General features: G+C 62.7%; 18 protein-coding genes. 5 read left to right on the top strand and 13 right to left on the bottom strand.

The annotated features are described in order from the left end of the window. Positions 1 to 19 precede the first annotated feature (19 nt). The 6 genes from QA645_RS20125 to QA645_RS20100 form a co-directional block, all read right to left on the bottom strand. Positions 20 to 454 (bottom strand): hypothetical protein, encoded by a 435-nt coding sequence (locus QA645_RS20125; protein ID WP_283052533.1) that lies wholly within the window; start codon positions 452 to 454, stop codon positions 20 to 22. Continuing rightward, complete coding sequence (locus QA645_RS20120; RefSeq protein ID WP_283052532.1) at positions 454 to 978, bottom strand: copper chaperone PCu(A)C; 525 nt, start codon at positions 976 to 978, stop codon at positions 454 to 456. Before QA645_RS20120 ends, QA645_RS20125 begins: the two co-directional genes overlap by 1 nt. A 28-nt stretch (positions 979 to 1006) precedes the next feature. After that, positions 1007 to 1504 (bottom strand): TlpA disulfide reductase family protein, encoded by a 498-nt coding sequence (locus QA645_RS20115; protein WP_283052531.1) that lies wholly within the window; start codon positions 1502 to 1504, stop codon positions 1007 to 1009. Further along, positions 1501 to 2712 carry a sialidase family protein gene (locus tag QA645_RS20110; RefSeq protein ID WP_283052529.1) on the bottom strand — a complete coding sequence of 404 codons (1212 nt, stop codon included), beginning with the start codon at positions 2710 to 2712 and terminating at the stop codon, positions 1501 to 1503. The genes QA645_RS20115 and QA645_RS20110 overlap by 4 nt, the downstream gene beginning before the upstream one ends. A gap of 26 nt (positions 2713 to 2738) precedes the next feature. Continuing rightward, positions 2739 to 5138, bottom strand: a complete 2400-nt coding sequence (locus QA645_RS20105; RefSeq protein WP_283052526.1) for a TonB-dependent receptor — start codon at positions 5136 to 5138, stop codon at positions 2739 to 2741. A gap of 94 nt (positions 5139 to 5232) precedes the next feature. Then, on the bottom strand, positions 5233 to 5619 hold the full coding sequence (locus QA645_RS20100) for a DUF2946 family protein (RefSeq protein WP_283052524.1): 387 nt from the start codon (positions 5617 to 5619) through the stop codon (positions 5233 to 5235). Between the two features lie 470 nt (positions 5620 to 6089). On the opposite strand from QA645_RS20100, the gene QA645_RS20095 reads away from it, so the two are divergent. The 4 genes from QA645_RS20095 (at position 6090) to QA645_RS20080 (ending at position 10223) form a co-directional block, all read left to right on the top strand. Then, the gene (locus QA645_RS20095; protein ID WP_283052522.1) at positions 6090 to 6494 is read left to right on the top strand and encodes a globin; all 405 of its coding nucleotides are present in this window, start codon (positions 6090 to 6092) and stop codon (positions 6492 to 6494) included. Positions 6495 to 6633: 139 nt separating this feature from the next. After that, complete coding sequence (locus QA645_RS20090; protein ID WP_148753658.1) at positions 6634 to 7656, top strand: sugar ABC transporter substrate-binding protein; 1023 nt, start codon at positions 6634 to 6636, stop codon at positions 7654 to 7656. A 23-nt stretch (positions 7657 to 7679) separates the two neighbouring features. Continuing rightward, positions 7680 to 9182 (top strand): sugar ABC transporter ATP-binding protein, encoded by a 1503-nt coding sequence (locus tag QA645_RS20085; protein WP_283052516.1) that lies wholly within the window; start codon positions 7680 to 7682, stop codon positions 9180 to 9182. Between the two features lie 12 nt (positions 9183 to 9194). Then, complete coding sequence (locus QA645_RS20080) at positions 9195 to 10223, top strand: ABC transporter permease (RefSeq protein WP_283052514.1); 1029 nt, start codon at positions 9195 to 9197, stop codon at positions 10221 to 10223. 237 nt (positions 10224 to 10460) lie between these two features. Here QA645_RS20080 and QA645_RS20075 read toward each other — a convergent pair whose 3' ends face one another. The 3 genes from QA645_RS20075 to QA645_RS43355 form a co-directional block, all read right to left on the bottom strand. Continuing rightward, positions 10461 to 10895 (bottom strand): hypothetical protein, encoded by a 435-nt coding sequence (locus tag QA645_RS20075; RefSeq protein ID WP_283052512.1) that lies wholly within the window; start codon positions 10893 to 10895, stop codon positions 10461 to 10463. 111 nt (positions 10896 to 11006) lie between these two features. Further along, entirely contained in the window at positions 11007 to 12233 is a 1227-nt protein-coding gene (locus tag QA645_RS20070; RefSeq protein WP_283052510.1) for an HlyD family secretion protein, read from the bottom strand. Then, on the bottom strand, positions 12190 to 12642 hold the full coding sequence (locus QA645_RS43355; protein ID WP_349253186.1) for a DUF3302 domain-containing protein: 453 nt from the start codon (positions 12640 to 12642) through the stop codon (positions 12190 to 12192). Before QA645_RS43355 ends, QA645_RS20070 begins: the two co-directional genes overlap by 44 nt. 635 nt (positions 12643 to 13277) lie before the next feature. On the opposite strand from QA645_RS43355, the gene QA645_RS20060 reads away from it, so the two are divergent. Beyond that, a complete protein-coding gene (locus QA645_RS20060) occupies positions 13278 to 16067 on the top strand; it encodes a UPF0182 family protein (RefSeq protein ID WP_283053268.1) in 2790 nt (929 codons plus the stop codon). 55 nt (positions 16068 to 16122) lie between these two features. On the opposite strand, the gene QA645_RS20055 is transcribed toward QA645_RS20060, so the two are convergent. From QA645_RS20055 to QA645_RS20040, 4 genes are read right to left on the bottom strand one after another with little or no spacing between them, the layout of a single operon-like run. Then, positions 16123 to 17172 (bottom strand): oligopeptide/dipeptide ABC transporter ATP-binding protein, encoded by a 1050-nt coding sequence (locus QA645_RS20055; RefSeq protein WP_283052509.1) that lies wholly within the window; start codon positions 17170 to 17172, stop codon positions 16123 to 16125. Next, positions 17165 to 18145 carry an ABC transporter ATP-binding protein gene (locus QA645_RS20050; RefSeq protein ID WP_283052507.1) on the bottom strand — a complete coding sequence of 327 codons (981 nt, stop codon included), beginning with the start codon at positions 18143 to 18145 and terminating at the stop codon, positions 17165 to 17167. The genes QA645_RS20055 and QA645_RS20050 overlap by 8 nt, the downstream gene beginning before the upstream one ends. Beyond that, the gene (locus QA645_RS20045) at positions 18142 to 18963 is read right to left on the bottom strand and encodes an ABC transporter permease (RefSeq protein WP_254193973.1); all 822 of its coding nucleotides are present in this window, start codon (positions 18961 to 18963) and stop codon (positions 18142 to 18144) included. Before QA645_RS20045 ends, QA645_RS20050 begins: the two co-directional genes overlap by 4 nt. After that, positions 18960 to 19883, bottom strand: a complete 924-nt coding sequence (locus QA645_RS20040; protein ID WP_254196257.1) for an ABC transporter permease — start codon at positions 19881 to 19883, stop codon at positions 18960 to 18962. The genes QA645_RS20045 and QA645_RS20040 overlap by 4 nt, the downstream gene beginning before the upstream one ends. Positions 19884 to 19917 lie beyond the last annotated feature (34 nt).

Genomic DNA, 19917 nt, shown 5'->3' with positions numbered 1-19917 from the left:
TTTAGCCTCTTCGACACCGTCACTTGATCAGGATCGGTGATTCCACGTTGACATGATCAGCCTCGGAGATCGCAATTCCGAGGCCCAGCATCCAGCGCCCCGGCGTCAATTGCGCGACCTTCACGCGCCAGCCATCCTCGCCGTCGCGCGTAGCTTCGACCGGCGCGAGCTTCCTACCCGTCTGCGTGTCCACCAATGTCACCGACACGGCCTTTGCCGTGAGCGGCGCCTCGTCCGTCGTTTCGAGTTGGATCGCAATCTCGACCGGACCGGCGCGACCGGGCGAGACCGTGACATTGGCCATCGCCTTCTCGGTATGCAGATGGGTAAAGAAACTGTCGTCGTCGGTCGCAGCCGCAACGGGTGTTGCCGCGGCCGACAACAATGCAGCCGCTCCGAGCACCAGGCTCGTGATGGTTCGACGCAGGGTCATCTGGGACTTGATCAGCTTCATCACATCTTCATTCCCGAATGATCGGGCATTTTCTTCATCATCATGCTTCCGCCGCCGCCGGGCGCCTGCGCACCGACACCCTGGACGTCGAGCGACACCACGACCTTGCCGGCTTTCTCAAACTCGAGCGTGACCGGCACCTTCTCGCCCTCCTTGAACGCGCCCTTGAGATCCTGGAGCATCAGGTGATAGCCGCCCGGCGCGAGCTTCACGGTCTTGCCGGGCTCGATGACGAGCCCCTTGTCCAGCGGGCGCATCTTCATGACGCCATTGTCCATCGCCATCTCGTGGACCTCGGTCTTCCCGGCGATCTCGGCGGTCACTGCGACGAGCTTGTCGGGCGCCGAGCCCTTGTTCTCGATGGTCAGGAAGCCGCCAGCGACCTTTGCGCCGCCAGGCGTCGCCCGGCTCCAGGCCTGGGAGATCACGAGATCGCCCGCCTTGACGTCGTCGGCGCGGACGGGAGCCGCGCAAAGTACAAGAGCGAACGCCGCGAGCATCGCTTCTTTCAACATCGTCTTCATATCAGTCGTCCTGTTTGCAGTCTGGATTTCAGTGGGTGGAGAGCTGTTGGGCCGACCATTTTTCGAGATCGGCGATTTCGGCCGAACCTTCGATCGTCGTGATGGTCCCGTCCCGCGAGATGAGCATGGTCCGGGGAATGTCGCCTTGCCAGGCGGGATCGATCTCGAACCGCAGCCGCTCGACGAAGCCATCACTGAAGAGGAAGTTCTCAGTCGCCGACAGGCCCGCCTTGTCGAGCATCGACTGCGTCGCGGCAGGGAGGTTCGGCACGAGATCGGCGCTGATCGTGACGACGTCGATCCCTGGATGGTCTTTGGCAAACTGTCCGAGTTCCGGTAGCTCAACCTTGCAGGGTCCGCAGGTTACGCCCCAGAAATGCACGAGTGTCGGATGCCCCGCATGATCCTTGAGCACGCGTTGCCACGTACCCCGCTCGAACGGCTTGAGCGCCTGAGGCGCCCCGAGCGCAGACGCAGAAGCTATTAGGACGCCCAGCCCCAGAATGCAGGCAAATCGATGTCTCATGGCTGGTCCTCGATCGCTGTCAGACGATAACCGTCCGCCTTCGTCATCCATGACAGATAGATTTGTCGACCGTTGGAGACGAGCAGAGGATGGTCGGAGGTGTCAGTCGTACTCGATAGCGTCTTCGGCGGCGACCATGTCTCGCCATCGTCGCGGGAGATCATCATCTGGACCGAGGTCTTCTCGCCATCGAACTCCTTCCACACCATCACCGTTCCAGCGGGGCCAGCGAGCACGTAAGGGCGCGTCGGATTGCGGCCCGACTGGCCGAGCGCCATTGGCGCCGAGAACGTGCGGCCGTCGTCGCGCGAATGCGCGTAGAACAATCCCCTCCGAGCCTTGCCGTTCGTGTACCAGGCAACGTGATAGGTCCCGCTCGGCGCGACGGTGAGGCTCGGCCCGTGATGCGGACAGGCATTGATCTGCCAGTCATCGTTGCTGACGCGATAGACCTCCCCCGGTGTAGCGACGTCGGAGAAGGTCATGACCGCATGATCGCGCACGCCGCCGTCGAAAATGTTCCTGAAGATCACGACCGGCCGCCCGGGAGCGACAAACGTCAGCCCCAACCGGCAGCACTCGCAGGTGCCCTCGCGCGCCAGTCGAGCCTCTGCGTAGGTCGCGCCACCGTCCCTCGACGAAGCAAAGAACAACCCCGCTCCGTCGTACTTCCGTCCCGCCTCCTTTGCGGCAACGCGATTGCGTTTGTCGAGCCAAGCCGCGAAAACCGTTCCATCCTGATCGAGAGCCAGCGCCTCGAAGCGCTGGCTCTCATTGTTGGAGGTGATGGGCTTCAACTCCGCAAAGCTCTTCCCACCATCGGCCGAGCGCGTGTAGAGCACCTGACCGTTGAACGCTTCGTCCCTGAAGATCGAGAACGCAAGCGCGATGCCGCCCTTGCGGTCGACCACGATCTTCGGCCGGGCATCCGGGCCCCAATCAAGATTCAGCTGCGTCGTCGTAACCTGGGTCGGCGCCGAGAAGCTGCGCCCGACATCTCGCGAACTCGCGACGGACACCTGTCCTCCTGCCATCCAGGCGAGCCACAGGGTTCCGTCAGGACCGAAGGCAGGCGTCACCTTGGTGGCGCAGCGCAGCGTGGTCTCCTCACACGCCGCTTCGGACACATGCTGGCCGTGCATCTGTCCGAGTGCTGGGCCTTGTAGAAGCGCGAGTGTAGCTATCGCTAGCAAGCCATTTCGGATCATGACCCCAGTCCTTTCGGAAGTCCGGATCATTTGAATGCCACCTTCATACCCGCAACGAAGGTGCGCGGCGAGCCTGCGTAGATAGATCCCGTCGTATTTGCGAGCACGCTCGCAGGATTTTGAAGGCCGGCCGCTGTGACCGTGTTGCTGATGTTGTTTGCCGAAGCGACGTACGTGCGGTCGAAGACGTTTCTGACCTCGAGAAACAGATTCAGGGACTTAAACGAATCAGACACCAGGTCGGTCTTGTAGTGGACGTTCACATTGACCAGTTCGTAGCCGGGCGCTTTCAGCAGGTTTGCGTTGTCCATGTAGAAGGCGTCCTTCCACTGGACTTCTATAAAACCACCGAGACCGGCCAGCGCTCCGGCATACTCGTCGTAACCGATCCTGGCCGTCAGTTCGTTGGGCGAGATGCCAGGAATCTTGTTGCCCGCCCGATTGAAGCTAAACACTGTCCCGTTGGTGATATTCTCGACGTACTCAGTATAGACTTCGTCGAGATAGGTGTATGCCGCCATGAATCGCCAGCCGGGATGGAATTTCCAGTCGGCGGCGAGTTCGACACCGCGATGCTCCGATCGTGGGGCATTGAATGAATATGTTACGCCCGCAATCGGCGTTGCCTGGTTGACGATCTCGTTGCGAAAGAACTCGTAGAAGCCGGTTGCGCTCAGCTTGACTGAGTTGTTCGGCGTCCAATCGAAGCCGACATCGTAGCCAAGATTCTTTTGGGTCTGAAGCTGGGTGTTGTTGCCCGAAAGCCCGGTCGGGAGAACGAAGAGGTTCGAAACCTGCGGAGTGCCGTACCCGGTCGCAACCCGGCCGCGGAATAGCCATTCGTTGTTCAGATTGTACAACAGCGCGAGTTCCGGTGCCGTGTTCTCAATCTGGCGGTCCGCGGTCGTGATTGCCACCGTCGTGATGCCGGTGGGATCGGCGTAAGAATACGCCGTGTTTGTCCCCTTCAGGACGGTGGTTTCCCAGCCGACGCCCGCGACAGCCGTCAAGGATGACGTGAGCTTGAGCTCTTCTCGCGCACGAACGCCGTAGTTGGTTGTCTGGCTGTAGAGATTGCTCGACAGACTGCCGAGTGTGGCATTGCCTCCCGGCATGACGTTCCGCGTATCGTTCGACGCGGTCAGGGTGTTGTAGAAGGCGCCGAAGAACGCGGTCGACTCCAGTCCAACGATCTCGCCGCGCTTGGTCAGATCGCTCATGAAATTGTACGACGGAAAATCTCCAATTGCGCTCGTCGAGCCCGTCGGCTGGTTGATGTTTCGGTCGTCGAAGACGAACTGATTGCGCCAGGTCGTTGTGTTGTCGAAATCATGCTCCCATCGGCCGCCGACAATGGTCCGACGATCGTTGCGACCGAGACCCGCCTGGACGGCCGTCTCCTTGTCAGTGCCTGCGGCGGTATTGAACCCGTTGTTAAACAACGTCACAGTACCGCAGCCTGCTGCTGCGGTTGCACCGGTCGCACATCCTTGCTGGAAGGGATTCTGATAGTATTGGTTCAGCGACGAGCGGATCGGAAGCCGGGTGCTAAGATCGTTATTGATGATCTTGACCGTGAAGCGATCGTCCGGCGTCGCCTTGAGTGTCCCCAGGAAATTGACGGTCTGAGTATTGAACCAGCTATTGCCGATATAACCATCGCCTCGTGTGTCGCTTGCGAACAGCGAGCCTTCGAAGTTTCCGATCTTTTTGCCCGCGGCCAGGTAGTTGTTCAGGTATCCGTAGCTACCGCCGTCAACACCGTATTCGACACCGTCGATCGTGCCGCCCGGCCGTGTCCGGAAATTGAGAGCGCCGCCGGTCGCGTAGTTTCCGTAGAGCGCGGACGACGGTCCTCGGACGACGTCGATGGCACCGTAGGCGTGAGGATCAATCAGGTCGCTGCGCGACAGGCCGTCCGGCTGCGTCACCGGAAAACCGTCATCAAAGATCACGAGATTACGAATACCAAAGCCGTTCCGGGCGTTGGATCCGCGAATCGAGATGCCGAAATCGCGCGGGCCGTTTCCCTGCTTGATCGAAATACCCGGGCTATCCCGCAGGACATCGCTGACCGAGAATGCTGGACGGTTATCGAACTGGCTGCGATCGATGGTCGTCGCGGTTTGCCCTGCCGGTGCCTGATTGAGAGTGGCGCGGGCGATGCTCGCACTCACGGTCTGGCCTTGGGACGCGGCACCAACCGCGCTGCTCGGCGCGACTGGCCTGGTCGAACGGGCCACCGCCGTCGCGCGACGGTTCGAGGACCGGATTACCGGCTTAGCGCGGGGAGCCTGTGGAGCGTCAACCGTCACCGCGGGAAGCGCCTGCTGGGCGGCCTGGGCGAACGCGTCTGAGCCGATTGAGGACAGCACCCCACAAAGCACTGGCAGGCTCGCGCCGCGGATCGCACGAATACGTAACATCTCTGAATTCCTGACATCCGGCACGTTGGCCGGTTCATTGAACACGCCATCGGCGCAACAACGTCGTGCACCAGTGGTTCGGTCGGTCGCAACGTCAGGAGAAGTGGGGAGGTCCCCGCGCCTGGGCGCTTGAGCCTTTATGGGGACGGACAGCGGACGCATCCGCCTCGTGCCACACCACTCGCGCGGCGTCGCGCAAGGGAACGGAGAGCGTCGCGTGCGGCGGCGAATCGAAGGATGCGTTGGCCTGCGCCAGGCAACACAGCGCGCAGGCACCGGCATGCGCGGTCGGCGCTCCGTTCTGGTCGTTGGGTGTACCCTGCTCGCTGACGCTGTGGCAGATGACCCCCGCGCCAAGCGGATCGGCAACGGCCTGGCCGGCCGCCCAGCAGGCGGCGATCGGCGCCAGCACCTGCATCGCCAAAGCGAGCAGGACAACCGGTAAGAATTTTTGCAGCCGAGCGCGCATCCGCCGAACCATTCGTTCGTCTGCTAACTAAACACTGCGCCCGCTCCGAGTCGAGATCACATCGCCGCCTTGGTTGGGGAGGCGCAAACTCTCAAAAAATGTGATCAGCGGACCCCATTGAAGGCGGACCTCCAGCATTTGAGGCAGTTTGGCCACCCTCGCCAATCCACAGATTTCTTATATTTGTCATATGCTTATGGGACAAAAAGCCCGAACATTTCGTCAACTGCTCGAATTTTGAACAATCGTTGCCGAAAATGATGACAAGTGAGAAAAGTTGATCTAGCATCCCTCTTGCTCAGGCTAGCCGCGAGGTCAAAGTCTGGTGGTCCAAGTCTCGGGAGGAGCCCCTGGCGCGCAAAACGCAGCGTCGCCCCGCCAATCAAGATCAAATCTTAGAATCGGGGATAATAGGGTCGACACAATTTTTGAGCGGGGCTAGGGCCCCGCTCTTTTTTTTGTCTTTTGCGGCTGATCGGCCGATGAGTGCTTCTCCCAACCTGATCGAGCAAAGTTTTGAGCTTGCAGCCTCGCGCTGCGCCGATCTCACGCCCCTCATCTATCAACGGCTGTTCAACGAACGTCCCGAAACGCGGGCGATGTTCCGTTCGCAGGGCAGCGAGTTGGTGATGGGATCAATGCTTGCCCTGACCATCGAGGCGATTCTCGACTTTGCCGGCGAGCGCCGTGGCCATTTCCGGCTGATCGCCTGCGAAGTCGTCTCGCACGACGGCTATGGCACGCCGCGCGAGCTGTTCATCGCCTTCTTCGCCACCATCAGGGATACGCTGCGCGATCTGCACGGTGATGATTGGTCAGCCGGGATGGCGCAGGCATGGGACCAGCTGCTCGCCGAGATCGAGGTCTTCGCTGGCATCGCAGCGTAGCGCTTTGCGCTGCACCAACACGGGCCGCGACGATACCGACGTTGATTGTACGTTGAGTGGCATCAACTCTTGTGAGACACTTTCCGCCTCGGTAGCGCAATCAATGACGCGCCGACGATAAAATATATGGGAGCGAGCGATGTCCGGGACGAAAGATTTCTCGACGACGAGGCGCGATCTTCTTCAGGCGGCAGCAACCGCCGGCGCCGCGACTGCCATCCTCGGCAGCATGGGCATAAATCCAGCACTTGCAGCCGAAGTCGGACGATCCGAGAAGCCGCTGAAGGCGGCGTTCTCCAACGCAGGCCTCCAGGCGACCTGGTGCGCACAGGGCAAGCAGGCCGCGGAATTCTGGGGCAAGCTGTTCAATGTCGAGGTCACCTGGTTCGATGGCCAGCTCGACGCCGTGAAGCAGCGCGCGGCGATCGACAACATGGCCTCGCAGAAATGGGACTTCGTCGCCATCCAGGCCTTCGGTATCGGCACGCTCACCCAGCCCGTGCAGAAGATGATCGACGCCGGCACGCCTGTCATCGACATGGACACGCTGATTGCGCCGCTCGACCAGATCAACGTCCACTCCTTCCTCGCCCCCGACAACGAGTTCATGGGCGCCTCGGTGACGCAGGCGCTGTGCAACGCGATGGGCGGCAAGGGCAAGATCATCATGACCCAGGGCGCGCTCGGACACACCGGCGCGCAGGGCCGCGCCAAGGGCTTCAACAACGTCGTCAAGCAATTCCCCGGCATCGAGGTGCTCGACACCCAGCCGGCCGACTGGGACGTCTCCAAGACGGCACGGCTCTGGGAAACCTATTTGACCAAATACCCGCAGATCGACGCGGCGTTCTTCCACAATGACGACATGGCGCTCGCGGCCGCCAACATCATGAAGGCGCACAACCGCACCAATATCCTGATCGGCGGTGTGGACGCGATGCCGCCGGCAATCCAGGCGGTGAGCGAGGGCCGCATGTTCGCGACCGTGCGCAATCCGTCATGCCGCATCCATGGCGGCGCGATCATCGCGGGCGTCGCGGCCGTCGCCGGTGGCGAGAAGAGCGGCCAGGGCATCCCCAAGAACGTCGTCACCGACGGTCCGGTCGTGACCAAGGCCAATGCCGCCGGCATGCAGTGGATGCAGGATCACTTCCTGATCTGAAATCCTCCAAGATCTGATCTTGCATGCCTGAGGGTCAACAGCCCATCCTGGAACTCCAGGGCATCACGAAGAGCTTCGGCGGCGTCGAAGCGCTTCGTGGTGTCGACTTCGCGCTTCTTCCCGGCGAGATCCATGGTCTCGTCGGCGAGAACGGCGCCGGCAAAAGCACGCTGATGAAGATCATCGCCGGCGTGCACACCGAATTCTCCGGCCGCTTCCTGGTCGACGGGGCGGAGACCCATTTCCGCTCGGCCCGCGATGCGCACGCGGCCGGCATCGCCATGGTGCATCAGGAGCTCTCTGTCGCGCCCGATCTGACGGTCGCGGAGAACGTCTTCCTCGGCAACCAGCCGACCAACCGCCTCGGCCTCGTGCAATGGCGGCGCATGGCGCGCGAGGCCGGCGAGCAGCTTTCGCGATTCGGCATCGACGTCGATCCGATGAGCAGGCTCGGCGATCTGCCGATCGGGCTGCAGCAGCTGATCGAGATCGCCCGCGTGCTGTTCTCCGGCGCCCGCATCGTCATTCTGGACGAGCCGACATCGGCCCTCTCCCCGCCGGAGGTCGAGCGGCTGTTTACGACGCTGCGGCGGCTGCGTGAGCAAGGCACCGCCATCGTCTTCATCTCGCATTTCATCGAGGACATTCTTCGCGTGTCCGATACGGTCACCGTGTTCCGCAACGGGCGGAAGGTCGCGGAAACGGCAAGCACCGCGACCAGCAAGGGCGCGCTGATCGAGGCCATGATCGGCCGCGGCGGCGAAGCGCTCGAGCACAGCTACACGGACGATCTGATGCTGCCCAAGCCAAGCGACAGCTCCGTCGTGCTGAAGGTCGACCAACTGTCGCTGGCGCGCAGCCTCAACGACGTCTCCTTCGAGGCCCGCGCCGGCGAGGTGCTCGGCATCTACGGCTTCATGGGCTGCGGCCAGCAGGAGCTGTCGCGCATCCTGTTCGGCAAGCTGAAGCCGGACGCCGGAACGCTCGCCGTCGACGGCACGCAAAAATCCTTCGCGAGCACGGCGGCGGCGCGACGCGCGGGCGTGGCGCTGGTGCCGGAAAGCCGGCGTGCCATGCTGTTTCACCAGGAGCCGGTCTTCAAGAACATCTCGATCAGCATCCTGGACCGCATCTCCTCGCTCTTGCTGAAGCCGGCGCAGGAGCGCGACATCGCGCGGCGCCAGGTCGAGCAGTTGCAGATCAGGCCGCCGGTGGTCGGCCTCGATCTCGGCATGCTCTCCGGCGGCAACCAGCAGAAGGTCGCGCTGGCGAAATGGCTCACCTATCCGCCCAAACTGCTGGTGCTGTGCGAGCCGACCCGCGGCATGGATGTCGGCGCCAAGAATGACGTCATCAACATCGTCCGCGACCTCCGCGCCAAGGGGCTCGCGATCATCGTGCTGTCGACCGAGCCGGAAACGGTGCTGTCGCTGGCCGACCGCATCCTCGTGCTCAAGCGCGGCGCGGTGGTGCGGGAATTCAAGAACGAGCCGGTCAGCAAAGACCGCCTGCTGGAGGCGGCGTGACGGAGAAGCACCATGGCGAGCAGTGAGACGGCACCAGCGGCGGGTCACCGCGCAAAGGGCCTTGCGCCCTTCCTGCGCTCGCAGATGCGCAACATCGCGCCGTTCCTGACGCTGATCTTCCTGTCCGCCTTCTTCGCCTTCGCCAGCCCCTCTTTCGCGACGATCGACAATCTCGGCAACATCCTGACGCAGGTGTCGGTGACCGGTATCATCGCGGTCGGCCTCACCTTCGTGATCCTCTGCGCCGAGATCGACCTGTCGATCGCCAGCATCGCCAATGTCACCGGCATCGCGGTCGCCTACTTCACGCTGCAGGAATCCTACGTCAACATTCCCAACATCCCCCTTCCCGGTGTCGCCGCGATCCTGCTGGCGCTGCTGCTCTGCGCGGCTCTCGGCCTCGTCAACGCGCTGGGGCTGACCGTGATCGGCGTCCCCTCCTTCATCATGACGCTCGCCATGATGCAGATCGCGGCCGGCATCTCGGCGCTGCTGGTGCGCGGCCAGATCGCCTACAAGGTGCCGGGCCTGATCTCGACGCTCGGCTCCGGTTCGATCGGCGGCATCCCCTGGATCGTCATCGTCGCGGCCATCATGCTGCTCGGCGGGCACCTGGTGCTGACCTACACGCGCTTCGGCCGCTACGTCTACATGGTCGGGGGCAATCGCGAAGCGGCCGAATATTCCGGCCTCAACGTCAAGCTCATCCTCGGCGCCGTCATGGTGATCTCGGCGGTGTGCTCCGGCATCGGCGGCATGCTCGGCGTCGCCCATTTCGGCAGCGCCCAGCAGAACGAGTTCGACACCTATCTGCTCGACTCCATCGCCGCGGTCGTGGTCGGCGGCACCAGCCTGTTCGGCGGCCGCGGCGGCATCGGCAACACCATCGTCGGGCTTTTCGTTCTCGGTGTTCTCAATAACGGCCTCGACCACGTCAACATCGACAGCTTCCTGAAGATCCTGATCCGCGGCGTGATCCTGCTGGCGGCGCTGATCATCAACGTCTACGCGCAGCGCTTACGAGAAAAAGCGGCGGACTAGACGCCCTCAACGCAAAAGCGCGAAAACAACCCCATGCACAGTACAAATCATGGGGGACTTTCGCGCGAAGCGGTTTGAGCCGCCGCTTCAGCGGCGTTTGACACGTCGGGCAAAACACTGGCAGAATGTCAGAATCGATAATTCCGAAACGCCCGCGCGGAGAATTCCGCTGCGGGCTTTTTCATGCCCGCCCCTCGTCCTGGAATGAGGCCCGCCAATGCCCCAGTCAGACATCCGTCACATCGTGATGGTGACCTTGGCCAGATTAACCGACAGGCCCACACCCATCTTGGGGCCGCGAAGCACCAGGGTGACCCCTTTTGCGTTACGCAGGCGCGCAATGCCCGCTCCTCCGACCAGGGCCCCGCCAAGGCCAACCGCGATGTAGTTGCCGGCGAGATCCTCGGGACGACGCAGATTCCGGACCTCCCCGTCCAGCTCGCTCACGGCCTGCGTCAAGGTCGCGCCAAAGCTCGCACCTGACACCTCGAACGAATACGTCTTGCCTTCGAATGTGAGCGTACCCGTGCCGTTTCCAACGCCAACGACCACGGCCGCGGTGCCCAAGAGAATGCGCACGGTACCCGTGCCGGCTTGCGATGGGCTGCTCGGGGTCATGCAGGCCGCGAGCACCCAAAGCAAGAGCGCAACCAAATAGCGAAGAGGACCCATGTTTTCCGCCCTTCGATGACACCACCAAAGTGCAAGCGAACCAAGCCGGCGCCTATTGAGATAGATCAAGACAGCGAAAAGAGTTGGAGCGCCGCCAGCGTCGACGTTCGGCTACGCGGCTTCGAAGAAGGCATAGTTTTGCCAGCTCCGCATACGGAGCAGGATTTTGCGCAAAAGCGATAGCTCGTGAACGTGGCTGGTATAGATCGCGGCTTCGCCTGCCGACCCAAGTGGAATCTGATAGCCGGAGATGTCATCGACAACATCGATGACTGCCAAGGCCCGGTCTCCAGGTAACTCACCCCTGATCTCCTGCAACGAGCCCGTCGCCTGCAGCTGCCCGGCCGCAATCGCGTCGATGACCAGACGGACCTTGGCCTTGAACACCCGGCCAGGTATCCCCTTGAATAGAACTTCAGCTTCATCGCCCGCTTGGACGCGCTGTAGCGCGTTCTGCTGGAAAGCAGCCGCCAATGCGCGGTCCCGCAAGGTGTCATTGACGAAAATCATGACCGGCCGAACCGTTGTCGCTCCGACATACATGCCCGGCCGCAAGGAGACTTCGGTGACAAATCCGCTGGTCGGCGCCCTCACTACGGTCTCGCTCAGATGATATTCCGCTTCAGCGAGTTCGTTGCGTAGCCGGACCACGGCCGAGTGCTCGCCGTCGACCGTCGCGCCATAGGCCTGCCGCGCGCGGTCTTGCGCCGCACTAGCCGCAGCCAGTGCCTGGTTCGCCGCATCACGGTTTCGGGTCGCCGTATCGAGAGTCGCCTGGGCTACGACATTCTTGTCGAACAGCTCCTTCTGTCGCTCATAGTTGGTTTCGGCAAGGTCGCGTTCCGCCTTGACCTTTTCCGCCGTCGCAGTCGCCTGATCGACGGATGCCTTGAGCTGGGCAACGCTGGACTCCGCATCCGCAAGTCCCGCTCGCTTCTCGGCGACGGCGTATTCATAGGGCTTCGGATCGATCTTGAAGAGAACTTCGCCGGCTTCGAGGTGCTGGTTGGTCTTGTCCTCCACAGGCACTTCGATCACCCGCCCCCGAACGCCGGGAAGTATCGGCGTGACGGTGAAATAGATGCGGGCGTTGGTGGAGAACGGGTGATTGTAGGCCATCGTGATGAACAGCAGCGAAAGGCCGAAAATGCCGCCAAGCGCCGCGGTCGCAAGCGTCCACTGATTGACCGGAATCCGAAACAGTTTGAACACGGCATAACACAGCGCCACATAGGTCAGGGTGAGCAATATCTCCATCGCGGGCCTCCCGTTCGTGCTCCGGAGAGAAAACCGATTATCGCGATACCCCAAGACTGGTAGCAGGAGCTGCCGTTGCATCTGGAACGTTCTGTTTCTCGACCAACGAGACCGCTGGCTCGGACACAAGTTCGGGCCGCCGCTCTTCTCGAAGTCCGAGTTTGGACTCGACGACCGCAAGCCGACGCTTCAGTTCGTCGAGCTCCGCCACGGCTTGCGCCGGCGAAGCCGGTTCGCCCGGCTTTGAACCGAAGCCCCAGCCCCGGTCCGGCTTGTAGGCCATCGCCCAGATCCAAAGGAACGGCCACAGCACATGCAGCATGAACAGGCTGATCCAGCCGGCCGCATGAATGGCATCTTCGTGCGGGTGATGACGCGCCTTGGCAAGGCGTGCCGGAATGTCATGGATCGCGATGATGCCGTAGCACAGAACTATGATCACAAAGAACAGCAGACCGAGCGCGAAGTAGTTCAGGAATGGATCTTCCATGGGTGCTTCCCGCTCGGGCTGCCAAGCGCGCGTTCAGCAATGGTTGCCGGGCGTGCCAATACCATCCGCAATCGCAAAAGCTTGCCCGCCACGCCGACTCACGATTGATCTAGATCAACGGGTGTCCACCATTGCACCTGTGCGGCTCGATCAGCAGAGCAAACGCTTGCCCGGCCGATTGGTGTCGAGAGGCCAGTGCTACCGACACCTTCCCGCGTCAATCGGCGCCGAGGAGACGTGAGAACAGTTACTCCAACGAACACAAGCGCGACGTAGAGCCGGACTCCCTGTTCCCGTTTGTCCGTGATCCGAAATCCCGATCAAGCCGGCGAGCAGTCCGAGGACGAGATAGATCAGGGAGTCCATAGGCATTTGATTGCGTCGCTCGGACCCCAGAACCTTGATCCAGATCAAGATTCCGGTTCCTCGCAAGCCCGCGTGGCCGAGCGCATCAGCATTCTGCCGCTAGCGGCGGGGCGTCACGTCCTCGCAGCCCCCAAGACCTCGCGCGCCCTCCGAGTTCGACGCGCCGTCTGGTGTGGGTACCCACCTATTGTAGCTCGGCGGAGCAAAAAGCAGGTGCGGCGCCCCCCACGACAGGCGCGCCACGTCTGTCGTTCTGCTATAGTGTCATGATGACGATCGGGATTTCCGGACCCGAACGGAAGGCACCAGGGCGAGGCGCCGTGGTGGGATTCATCATCGCGGCCATCATCGCCGTAATCGGCCTGATCCTGCTCGCTCTCGCCGGCGACGTCCTGGTCGACTGGATGTGGTTCTCGTCGATCGGCTACAGGCAGATCTTCTGGACCACGATCGGCGCGAAAGCCGCCGTCTTCCTCGTTGTTTTCGCGGCGAGCGTCGCCATCTTGTGGACAAACGCGCGCCTTGCACTTGGCCTCGCCGGGCGCCGACGCCGGCCGCCGGCCGCCTTCGCCCCGACGTTTGCGGCCGCCGTGACGCCGCCCGATCCGCTGGAATTCCTGCGCGAGCGGCTGCCCTGGCGCATCGTGATCGGCGCGGGCAGCGGCCTCTTCGCTCTGTTCGTCGCCTGGGGCGAAGTCGGCAGCTGGAGCACTCTGCTGCGCTTCATCTATCAGGTGCCCTACGGCACCAACGATCCCTTATACGATAAGGATATCGGCTTCTACCTCTTCTCCCTGCCCGCCTTTGTGGCCGTGAAGAATTGGGCCTTGCTGATGCTCTTCACGGGCGCACTGTTCGCCGGATCGATCTACTGGGTGTTTGGCGACATCGAAGACAGAGCCCAACAAGTATCGCCAGCAGCGATCTCGCACGGTTCGGCGCTTCTCGGCCTCTTCTTTGGCGTGAAGGCGTGGTCCTACAGTCTCGACCGCTATCTCCTGCTGTACGGCGACAATGGCGTGGTGGTCGGGGCGGGCTTCACCGACGTCAATGTGGAGCTGCCGGTCCTGTGGCTGCTGATCGCACTTTCGATCGTCGCCGCCTTGGCGGCATGCGCGAACCTGTGGGTGCGAACCTACCGCCTTCCCACCGCCGCGATTGTGCTGTTGTTCGGCGGCGCCTTGCTGCTGTCGGGCATCGTCCCCGCGGTATTTCAGCGCTTCTACGTCGGGCCGAACGAGCTGGAGTGGGAGCGGCCCTACATCGAACGCAACATTGCCCTGACCCGCGAAGCCTACAATCTCAATCGGATCGTTCCGAAGCCGTTCCCTGCGGAACAGAACCTGACTTTCCGGACACTCGAGGCCAACAAGGCCACCATCGAAAATATAAGGCTGTGGGATTGGCAACCCCTGGCCGACACCTACGCGCAACTGCAGGAGATACGCACCTACTACAAACTGCGCGATCTCGATGTCGATCGCTACTGGTTAGGCGATACCTACCAAAGCGTGATGATCTCAGGCCGCGAGCTGAATTCTGCGCTGCTGCCATCCAACGCGCAAACCTGGGTCAACCGCCATATCCTGTTCACCCACGGCAATGGCGTGGTGATGAGTCCGGTCACCCAGAAGAGCGGTGAAGGACTTCCGCTGCTCTATCTGCACGACATTCCTCCGGTCGCGCACGGCGGTCCCGCCATTCACGAGCCGCGCATCTATTACGGCCAGCAGACCGAGGACTACGTCATCGTCAAGGGAACCGTGCCGGAGTTCGATTATCCCAAGGGAAAGGACAATGTCTACGCGTCCTATGACGGCTCCGGCGGCGTGCCGCTGTCGGGCATGGTGCGGAGACTGATCTTCGCCCACCATTTCAACGATGTGAACCTGGTGCTGTCAGACTACATCGGCGACGACAGCCGGATCATGATCCGACGCAACATCCAGAAGCGGGTCGGCACGATCGCCCCGTTCCTCGCGCTCGATCGCGATCCCTATCTGGTCGTCAGCGAGGGCCGGATGTTCTGGATGCAGGACGCCTACACGACGAGCGAATATTTTCCCTACGCACAGCCTGCGCCCGGCCTCAACCTCAACTATATCCGCAATTCGGTGAAGGTCGTGATCGACGCCTACAACGGCACCGTCGACTTTTACCTGATGGACCCGGCGGACCCGATCGCCGCGACCTATCGACGAATCTTCCCGGACCTGTTCAAGCCGTTCGCGGCCATGCCGTCCGATCTTCAGAAGCACATTCGCTATCCCGAAGACCTCTTCCTGATCCAGGCGCGGCTCTTCCAGACCTACCACATGGAAGCGGCCGATGTTTTCTATAACCGCGAGGACCTCTGGCAATTTCCGCGTCAGCCGGCCGGTGACGGCGTCTCTTCAATGGACGGCATCACCACGATGGTCCCTTACTACATCATCATGCGGCTGCCCGGAGAGGCACAAGCCGAGTTCTTCATCATGATCCCGATGGTGCCGAGCCGTCGCGACAACATGATCGCATGGCTCGCCGCGCGCTGCGACGAGCCCGGCTATGGCAAGCTGGTCGTGTACGAATTTCCCAAGGAGAAGCTGGTCTACGGACCGTTCCAGATCGAGGCGCGAATTCATCAGAACACCGAGATCTCCCAACAGATATCGCTGTGGAACCAGATGGGGTCGCGGGTGATCCGGGGAAATCTGCTCGTGATCCCGATCGAGAATTCGATTCTCTACGTGTCGCCGCTGTATCTGCGGGCCGAGCAAGGACATTTGCCGGAGCTCAAGCGGGTGATTGCCGCCGATGGCGAGCATGTCGTCATGAGGGAAACACTTGCTGAGGCCCTGTCGGCACTCTTCGTGGACGACGGAGCTGCGTCGGCGCCGGCTGCGACCGCGGAATCGCCCGGCGATGAGGCCGCGGCAAGGCGCGCACAGGAGGCGCTCGATCACTATAATCACGCCATGGAGCGGTTAAAATCCGGCGATTGGACAGGCTTCGGCAAAGAGATCGGCCTGATGCGCGGCATTTTGGAGGATATCCGCCGGCAATCGGGTAGCCGCTGATTGACCCATCAACGGCGGCACACGTGCCTCGCCAGAAATTCGCGTCGTCTGCATTCTACGGATGCGCGCCTTCAGTCGACACCGCCACCCGACCCGCAATCGCCTCAGCTCGCCAGCACCGCACCGCATGCCCATCGGGCCGCGTCTCCAGCACGGGCCCCGGCTCGTGACGGCACACATCTTCCGCATACCGACATCGCGGGCTGAACGCACACCCGTTCGGCGGATTGAGCGGGTTCGGCAGATCGCCGCCAGTCGTCGCCAGCGGGGCATGGTGCAAGGGATCGGGGATGGCCGCGATCAGGGCTTGCGTATAGGGGTGCGCCGGCCGTTCGAAAATTTCCCGCCAGTCGCCGTTCTCGACGATGCGGCCGAGATACATCACGGCGACCCGGTCGCTCATGTGCTCGACGACGCCGAGGTCGTGGCTGATCATGATGTAGGAGAGACCGAGCGTCTCCTTCAGCTCCAGCAGCAGGTTGATGATCTGGGCGCGGATCGAGACGTCGAGCGCCGAGACCGGCTCGTCGCAGATGACGATCCTGGGGTTGAGGATCAGCGCGCGGGCGATGCCGATGCGCTGGCGCTGGCCGCCGGAGAATTCGTGGGGGTAGCGGTCGGCCTGTTCGGGCCGCAGGCCGACATGGCGCAGCATGGTCGCGACGCGGTCCTCGATCTCGCTTCTCGCGGTCACACCATGCACGCGCAAGGGATCTTCCAGCGTACGCCGAACGGTCTGGCGCGGATTGAGGGAGGCGTAGGGATCCTGGAAGACGATCTGGACGGTCCGGGCGAGCGATTTGCGGTCGCCGGATTGCCTGTTGGTCACAACCTGCCCGTCCAGCACGATGCGGCCGCGCGTCGGGGTGAGCAGACCAAGGATCGACAGGGCGACCGTCGATTTGCCGGAGCCGGACTCGCCGACGAGGCCGAGGCATTCGCCGCGCTTCAGCTTGAGATCGACACCGTCAACGGCACGGAGCACCCGCCGGCCGCGGTCGAGCAGGCCGCCACCAATCGGAAAATGAACCGCGAGATCCTCGACGCTGAGGATGAGATCGTCGTCCGCCCTTCCCTCGCCGGGCCTGCTCTGGGGTTCATGCATGGTGATGACACCTCACCAAACCGCCCGACTCCAGAACATCCGCCGCCGGCACGACGCTCCTGCAAATCTCGGTCGCGTTGGCGCAGCGCGGATTGAACCGGCAGCCATCAGGGAAGTTCGTGATGGCCGGGACGACGCCCGCGATCTCCTTGAGCCTGCTGCGGCCAAGTGCTGCGCGGCTGCCGAGTCGCGGCAGCGAGTCGACCAGGCCCCGCGTATAGGGATGCGAGGGCGTGCGAAAAATGTCGGCGGAGCCGCGCTCCTCGACGATGCGGCCGGCATACATCACAGCGACGCGGCGGCAGACATTGGCGACCAGGCCGAGATCGTGGCTGATCATCAGGATGGCCGTACCGCGTTCGGCGCAGAGATTGCGCATCAGCTCGATGATCTCGGCCTGCACGGTGACATCGAGCGCGGTGGTCGGCTCGTCCGCGATCAGGAGATCCGGACCGCAGGCCAGCGCAATGGCGATCATGACGCGCTGGCGCATGCCGCCGGAGAGCTGGTGCGGGTAATCGTTCACGCGCCGCTCCGGCGCAGGCACGCGGACGCTCGCCAGCGCCTCGACCGCGAGCTGGTTGGCCTCGCGCCAGCTCTTGCCCTTGTGCAGCACGAACATCTCGGCGATCTGGCGTCCGACGGGCGAGACCGGGTTCAGCGCCGTCATCGGCTCCTGGAAGATCATGGCGATGCGATTGCCGCGCAGGTCGCGCTGGGCGGCAGCCGAGAGGTGCTGGATCTCGCGCCCGTCAAAGCGGATGACGCCGCTTCCGATCGACAAGGGCGGCCGCAGCAGGCCGATCAAGGCGAGCGCCGTGATGCTCTTGCCGCAGCCGGATTCGCCGACCAGGCCAAACGTCTCGCCGCGATCGATGCGAAACGAAATGCTCTCGGCCGCCGCAACGCGTTTCGTTCCATCGTCGAGATCGATGCGGAGATCCTCGACTTCGATCAGGGGCGCGCCGGTCATGTGCGCCGGCTCCGCGACTGGGGATCGAGGATGTCGCGCAGGCCATCGCCAAGCAAATTGAGGCCGAGCACCGTCAGGAAGATGGCCAGCCCCGGGAAGATCGAAAGCCACGGCGCCGTCGTGATCTGGTCGCGGGCATCCGACAGCATGCTGCCCCAGCTCGGAAACGGCGGCCGAACGCCGAGGCCGAGGAACGACAAGGCGGCCTCGGAGAGGACCGCGCTGCCCATGCCGAGCGTGCCGATGACGACGATCGGTCCCAGCATGTTCGGCAGCAACTGCGTGATCATGATGCGGAGATCGCCGTAGCCGAGCACGGTGGCGGCCTGAACATAGCCCTGGCTCCTCAGCGACAGCGCCGAGGCCCGCGCGATCCGGCAGGTGAAGGACCAGTTGGTCAATCCGAGTGCAATCAGGAGACTGGTCAGGCCGGGGCCAAGCACCGCCATGATGGCCAGCGCGAAGATCAGCGAGGGGATCGCCAGCATGACGTTGGTCAGGGCGTTGACGACGTCGTCCCACCAGCCGCCCCAATAGCCTGCGCTGAGGCCCAGCGCCACGCCGATGACGCTGTTGATGAGCTGCGAGACGATGCCGACCGTCAGTGAGACGCGGGCGCCGTAGACGACGCGGGAATAGATGTCGCGGCCCTGGTCGTCGGTGCCGAACCACCAGGTCCAGCTCGGCGGCTCCTCCGCATTCATGAGGTTGGCGTCCAGGACGGGATCGGTGTGCGCCAGCCAGGGCGCGAGCACGCCGACCAGGATGGCGAGCGCAAACAACGCGCCGCCAATGATGAGGTTGGCGCGCAGCTTCATGCGTATCTGATCCTGGGATCGATCACGCCGTAGAGCAGATCGATCAGCAAATTGATCGCGAGGAAGGCCAGCACGACCACGAGAATGGAGCCCTGGACGGCGGGAATGTCGCGCTGCAGGACGCTGTCGACCAGCAGCGAGCCGATGCCCGGCCAGGAGAACAGCTTCTCGACCACGACCGCCTGCCCCATCAGCCCGCCGAATTGCAGGCCGACGGTGGTGAGAATGATGACGAGCGCGTTGCGCATGACGTGCCACTTCACCACGCGCGTCTCGCTCATGCCCTTGGAGCGCGCGGTGCGGACGAAATCAGCCGTCATGATCTCGAGGACGGCGGCGCGCGTCGTCCGGGCAAACAGCGCCATCGGCGAGACGCCGAGCGTCAAGGCCGGCAGCAGCAGATATTTCAGGCCGCCATCGCCATAGCCGAAACTCGGCAGCCAGCCGAGCTTCAACGCAAAGACGTACATGATCACCAATCCGAGCCAGAATTTGGCGATGGAAAGGCCGGACACCGCCACGACCATTGCGAGCGTGTCGACGAGACCGCCCGGCCGCAATGCGGCGACGAAACCGAGCGGCACGCCGAGCAGAACCGCAAATGCCATCGCCGTGAAGATCAGCTGCAACGTCGGCCAGGCCCGCTTGGCAATCATCGATGTCACCGGCTCGCGCGTCCGGAACGAGGTGCCGAAATCACCGGTCGCGAGCTTGGCGATGTAATTGCCGAAGCGCACATAGACGGGATCGTTCAGGCCGAGCTGCTGCTTCAGGCGCAGCTCGACCTGGGGATCGACGTCGTCGCTCATGGTCGAGGCGATGCTGCCGGGAACGACGCTGAACAGCACGAAGACCAGCAGCACGACGGCCAGCACGGTCGGAATGGTCTGCAGAAGGCGACGGATCAGGAAGGAGAGCATCGGCACTTTCTTCCCTCCCTTCATCGCTCATGGC

This window comes from Bradyrhizobium sp. CIAT3101 (assembly GCF_029714945.1).
Taxonomy (GTDB): Bacteria; Pseudomonadota; Alphaproteobacteria; order Rhizobiales; family Xanthobacteraceae; genus Bradyrhizobium.
The sequence above is the reverse complement of the archived record's forward strand: the minus strand, read 5'-3'. Positions and strand labels throughout refer to the sequence as shown.

Bases quoted from the DNA above. Each gene is read 5' to 3' on its own strand.
- QA645_RS20125 (WP_283052533.1), bottom strand. From the start codon at position 454: ATGAAGCTGATCAAGTCCCAGATGACCCTGCGTCGAACCATCACGAGC.
- QA645_RS20120 (WP_283052532.1), bottom strand. From the start codon at position 978: ATGAAGACGATGTTGAAAGAAGCGATGCTCGCGGCGTTCGCTCTTGTA.
- QA645_RS20115 (WP_283052531.1), bottom strand. From the start codon at position 1,504: ATGAGACATCGATTTGCCTGCATTCTGGGGCTGGGCGTCCTAATAGCT.
- QA645_RS20110 (WP_283052529.1), bottom strand. From the start codon at position 2,712: ATGATCCGAAATGGCTTGCTAGCGATAGCTACACTCGCGCTTCTACAA.
- QA645_RS20105 (WP_283052526.1), bottom strand. From the start codon at position 5,138: ATGTTACGTATTCGTGCGATCCGCGGCGCGAGCCTGCCAGTGCTTTGT.
- QA645_RS20100 (WP_283052524.1), bottom strand. From the start codon at position 5,619: ATGGTTCGGCGGATGCGCGCTCGGCTGCAAAAATTCTTACCGGTTGTC.
- QA645_RS20095 (WP_283052522.1), top strand. From the start codon at position 6,090: ATGAGTGCTTCTCCCAACCTGATCGAGCAAAGTTTTGAGCTTGCAGCC.
- QA645_RS20090 (WP_148753658.1), top strand. From the start codon at position 6,634: ATGTCCGGGACGAAAGATTTCTCGACGACGAGGCGCGATCTTCTTCAG.
- QA645_RS20085 (WP_283052516.1), top strand. From the start codon at position 7,680: ATGCCTGAGGGTCAACAGCCCATCCTGGAACTCCAGGGCATCACGAAG.
- QA645_RS20080 (WP_283052514.1), top strand. From the start codon at position 9,195: ATGGCGAGCAGTGAGACGGCACCAGCGGCGGGTCACCGCGCAAAGGGC.
- QA645_RS20075 (WP_283052512.1), bottom strand. From the start codon at position 10,895: ATGGGTCCTCTTCGCTATTTGGTTGCGCTCTTGCTTTGGGTGCTCGCG.
- QA645_RS20070 (WP_283052510.1), bottom strand. From the start codon at position 12,233: ATGCAACGGCAGCTCCTGCTACCAGTCTTGGGGTATCGCGATAATCGG.
- QA645_RS43355 (WP_349253186.1), bottom strand. From the start codon at position 12,642: ATGGAAGATCCATTCCTGAACTACTTCGCGCTCGGTCTGCTGTTCTTT.
- QA645_RS20060 (WP_283053268.1), top strand. From the start codon at position 13,278: ATGACGATCGGGATTTCCGGACCCGAACGGAAGGCACCAGGGCGAGGC.
- QA645_RS20055 (WP_283052509.1), bottom strand. From the start codon at position 17,172: ATGCATGAACCCCAGAGCAGGCCCGGCGAGGGAAGGGCGGACGACGAT.
- QA645_RS20050 (WP_283052507.1), bottom strand. From the start codon at position 18,145: ATGACCGGCGCGCCCCTGATCGAAGTCGAGGATCTCCGCATCGATCTC.
- QA645_RS20045 (WP_254193973.1), bottom strand. From the start codon at position 18,963: ATGAAGCTGCGCGCCAACCTCATCATTGGCGGCGCGTTGTTTGCGCTC.
- QA645_RS20040 (WP_254196257.1), bottom strand. From the start codon at position 19,883: ATGCTCTCCTTCCTGATCCGTCGCCTTCTGCAGACCATTCCGACCGTG.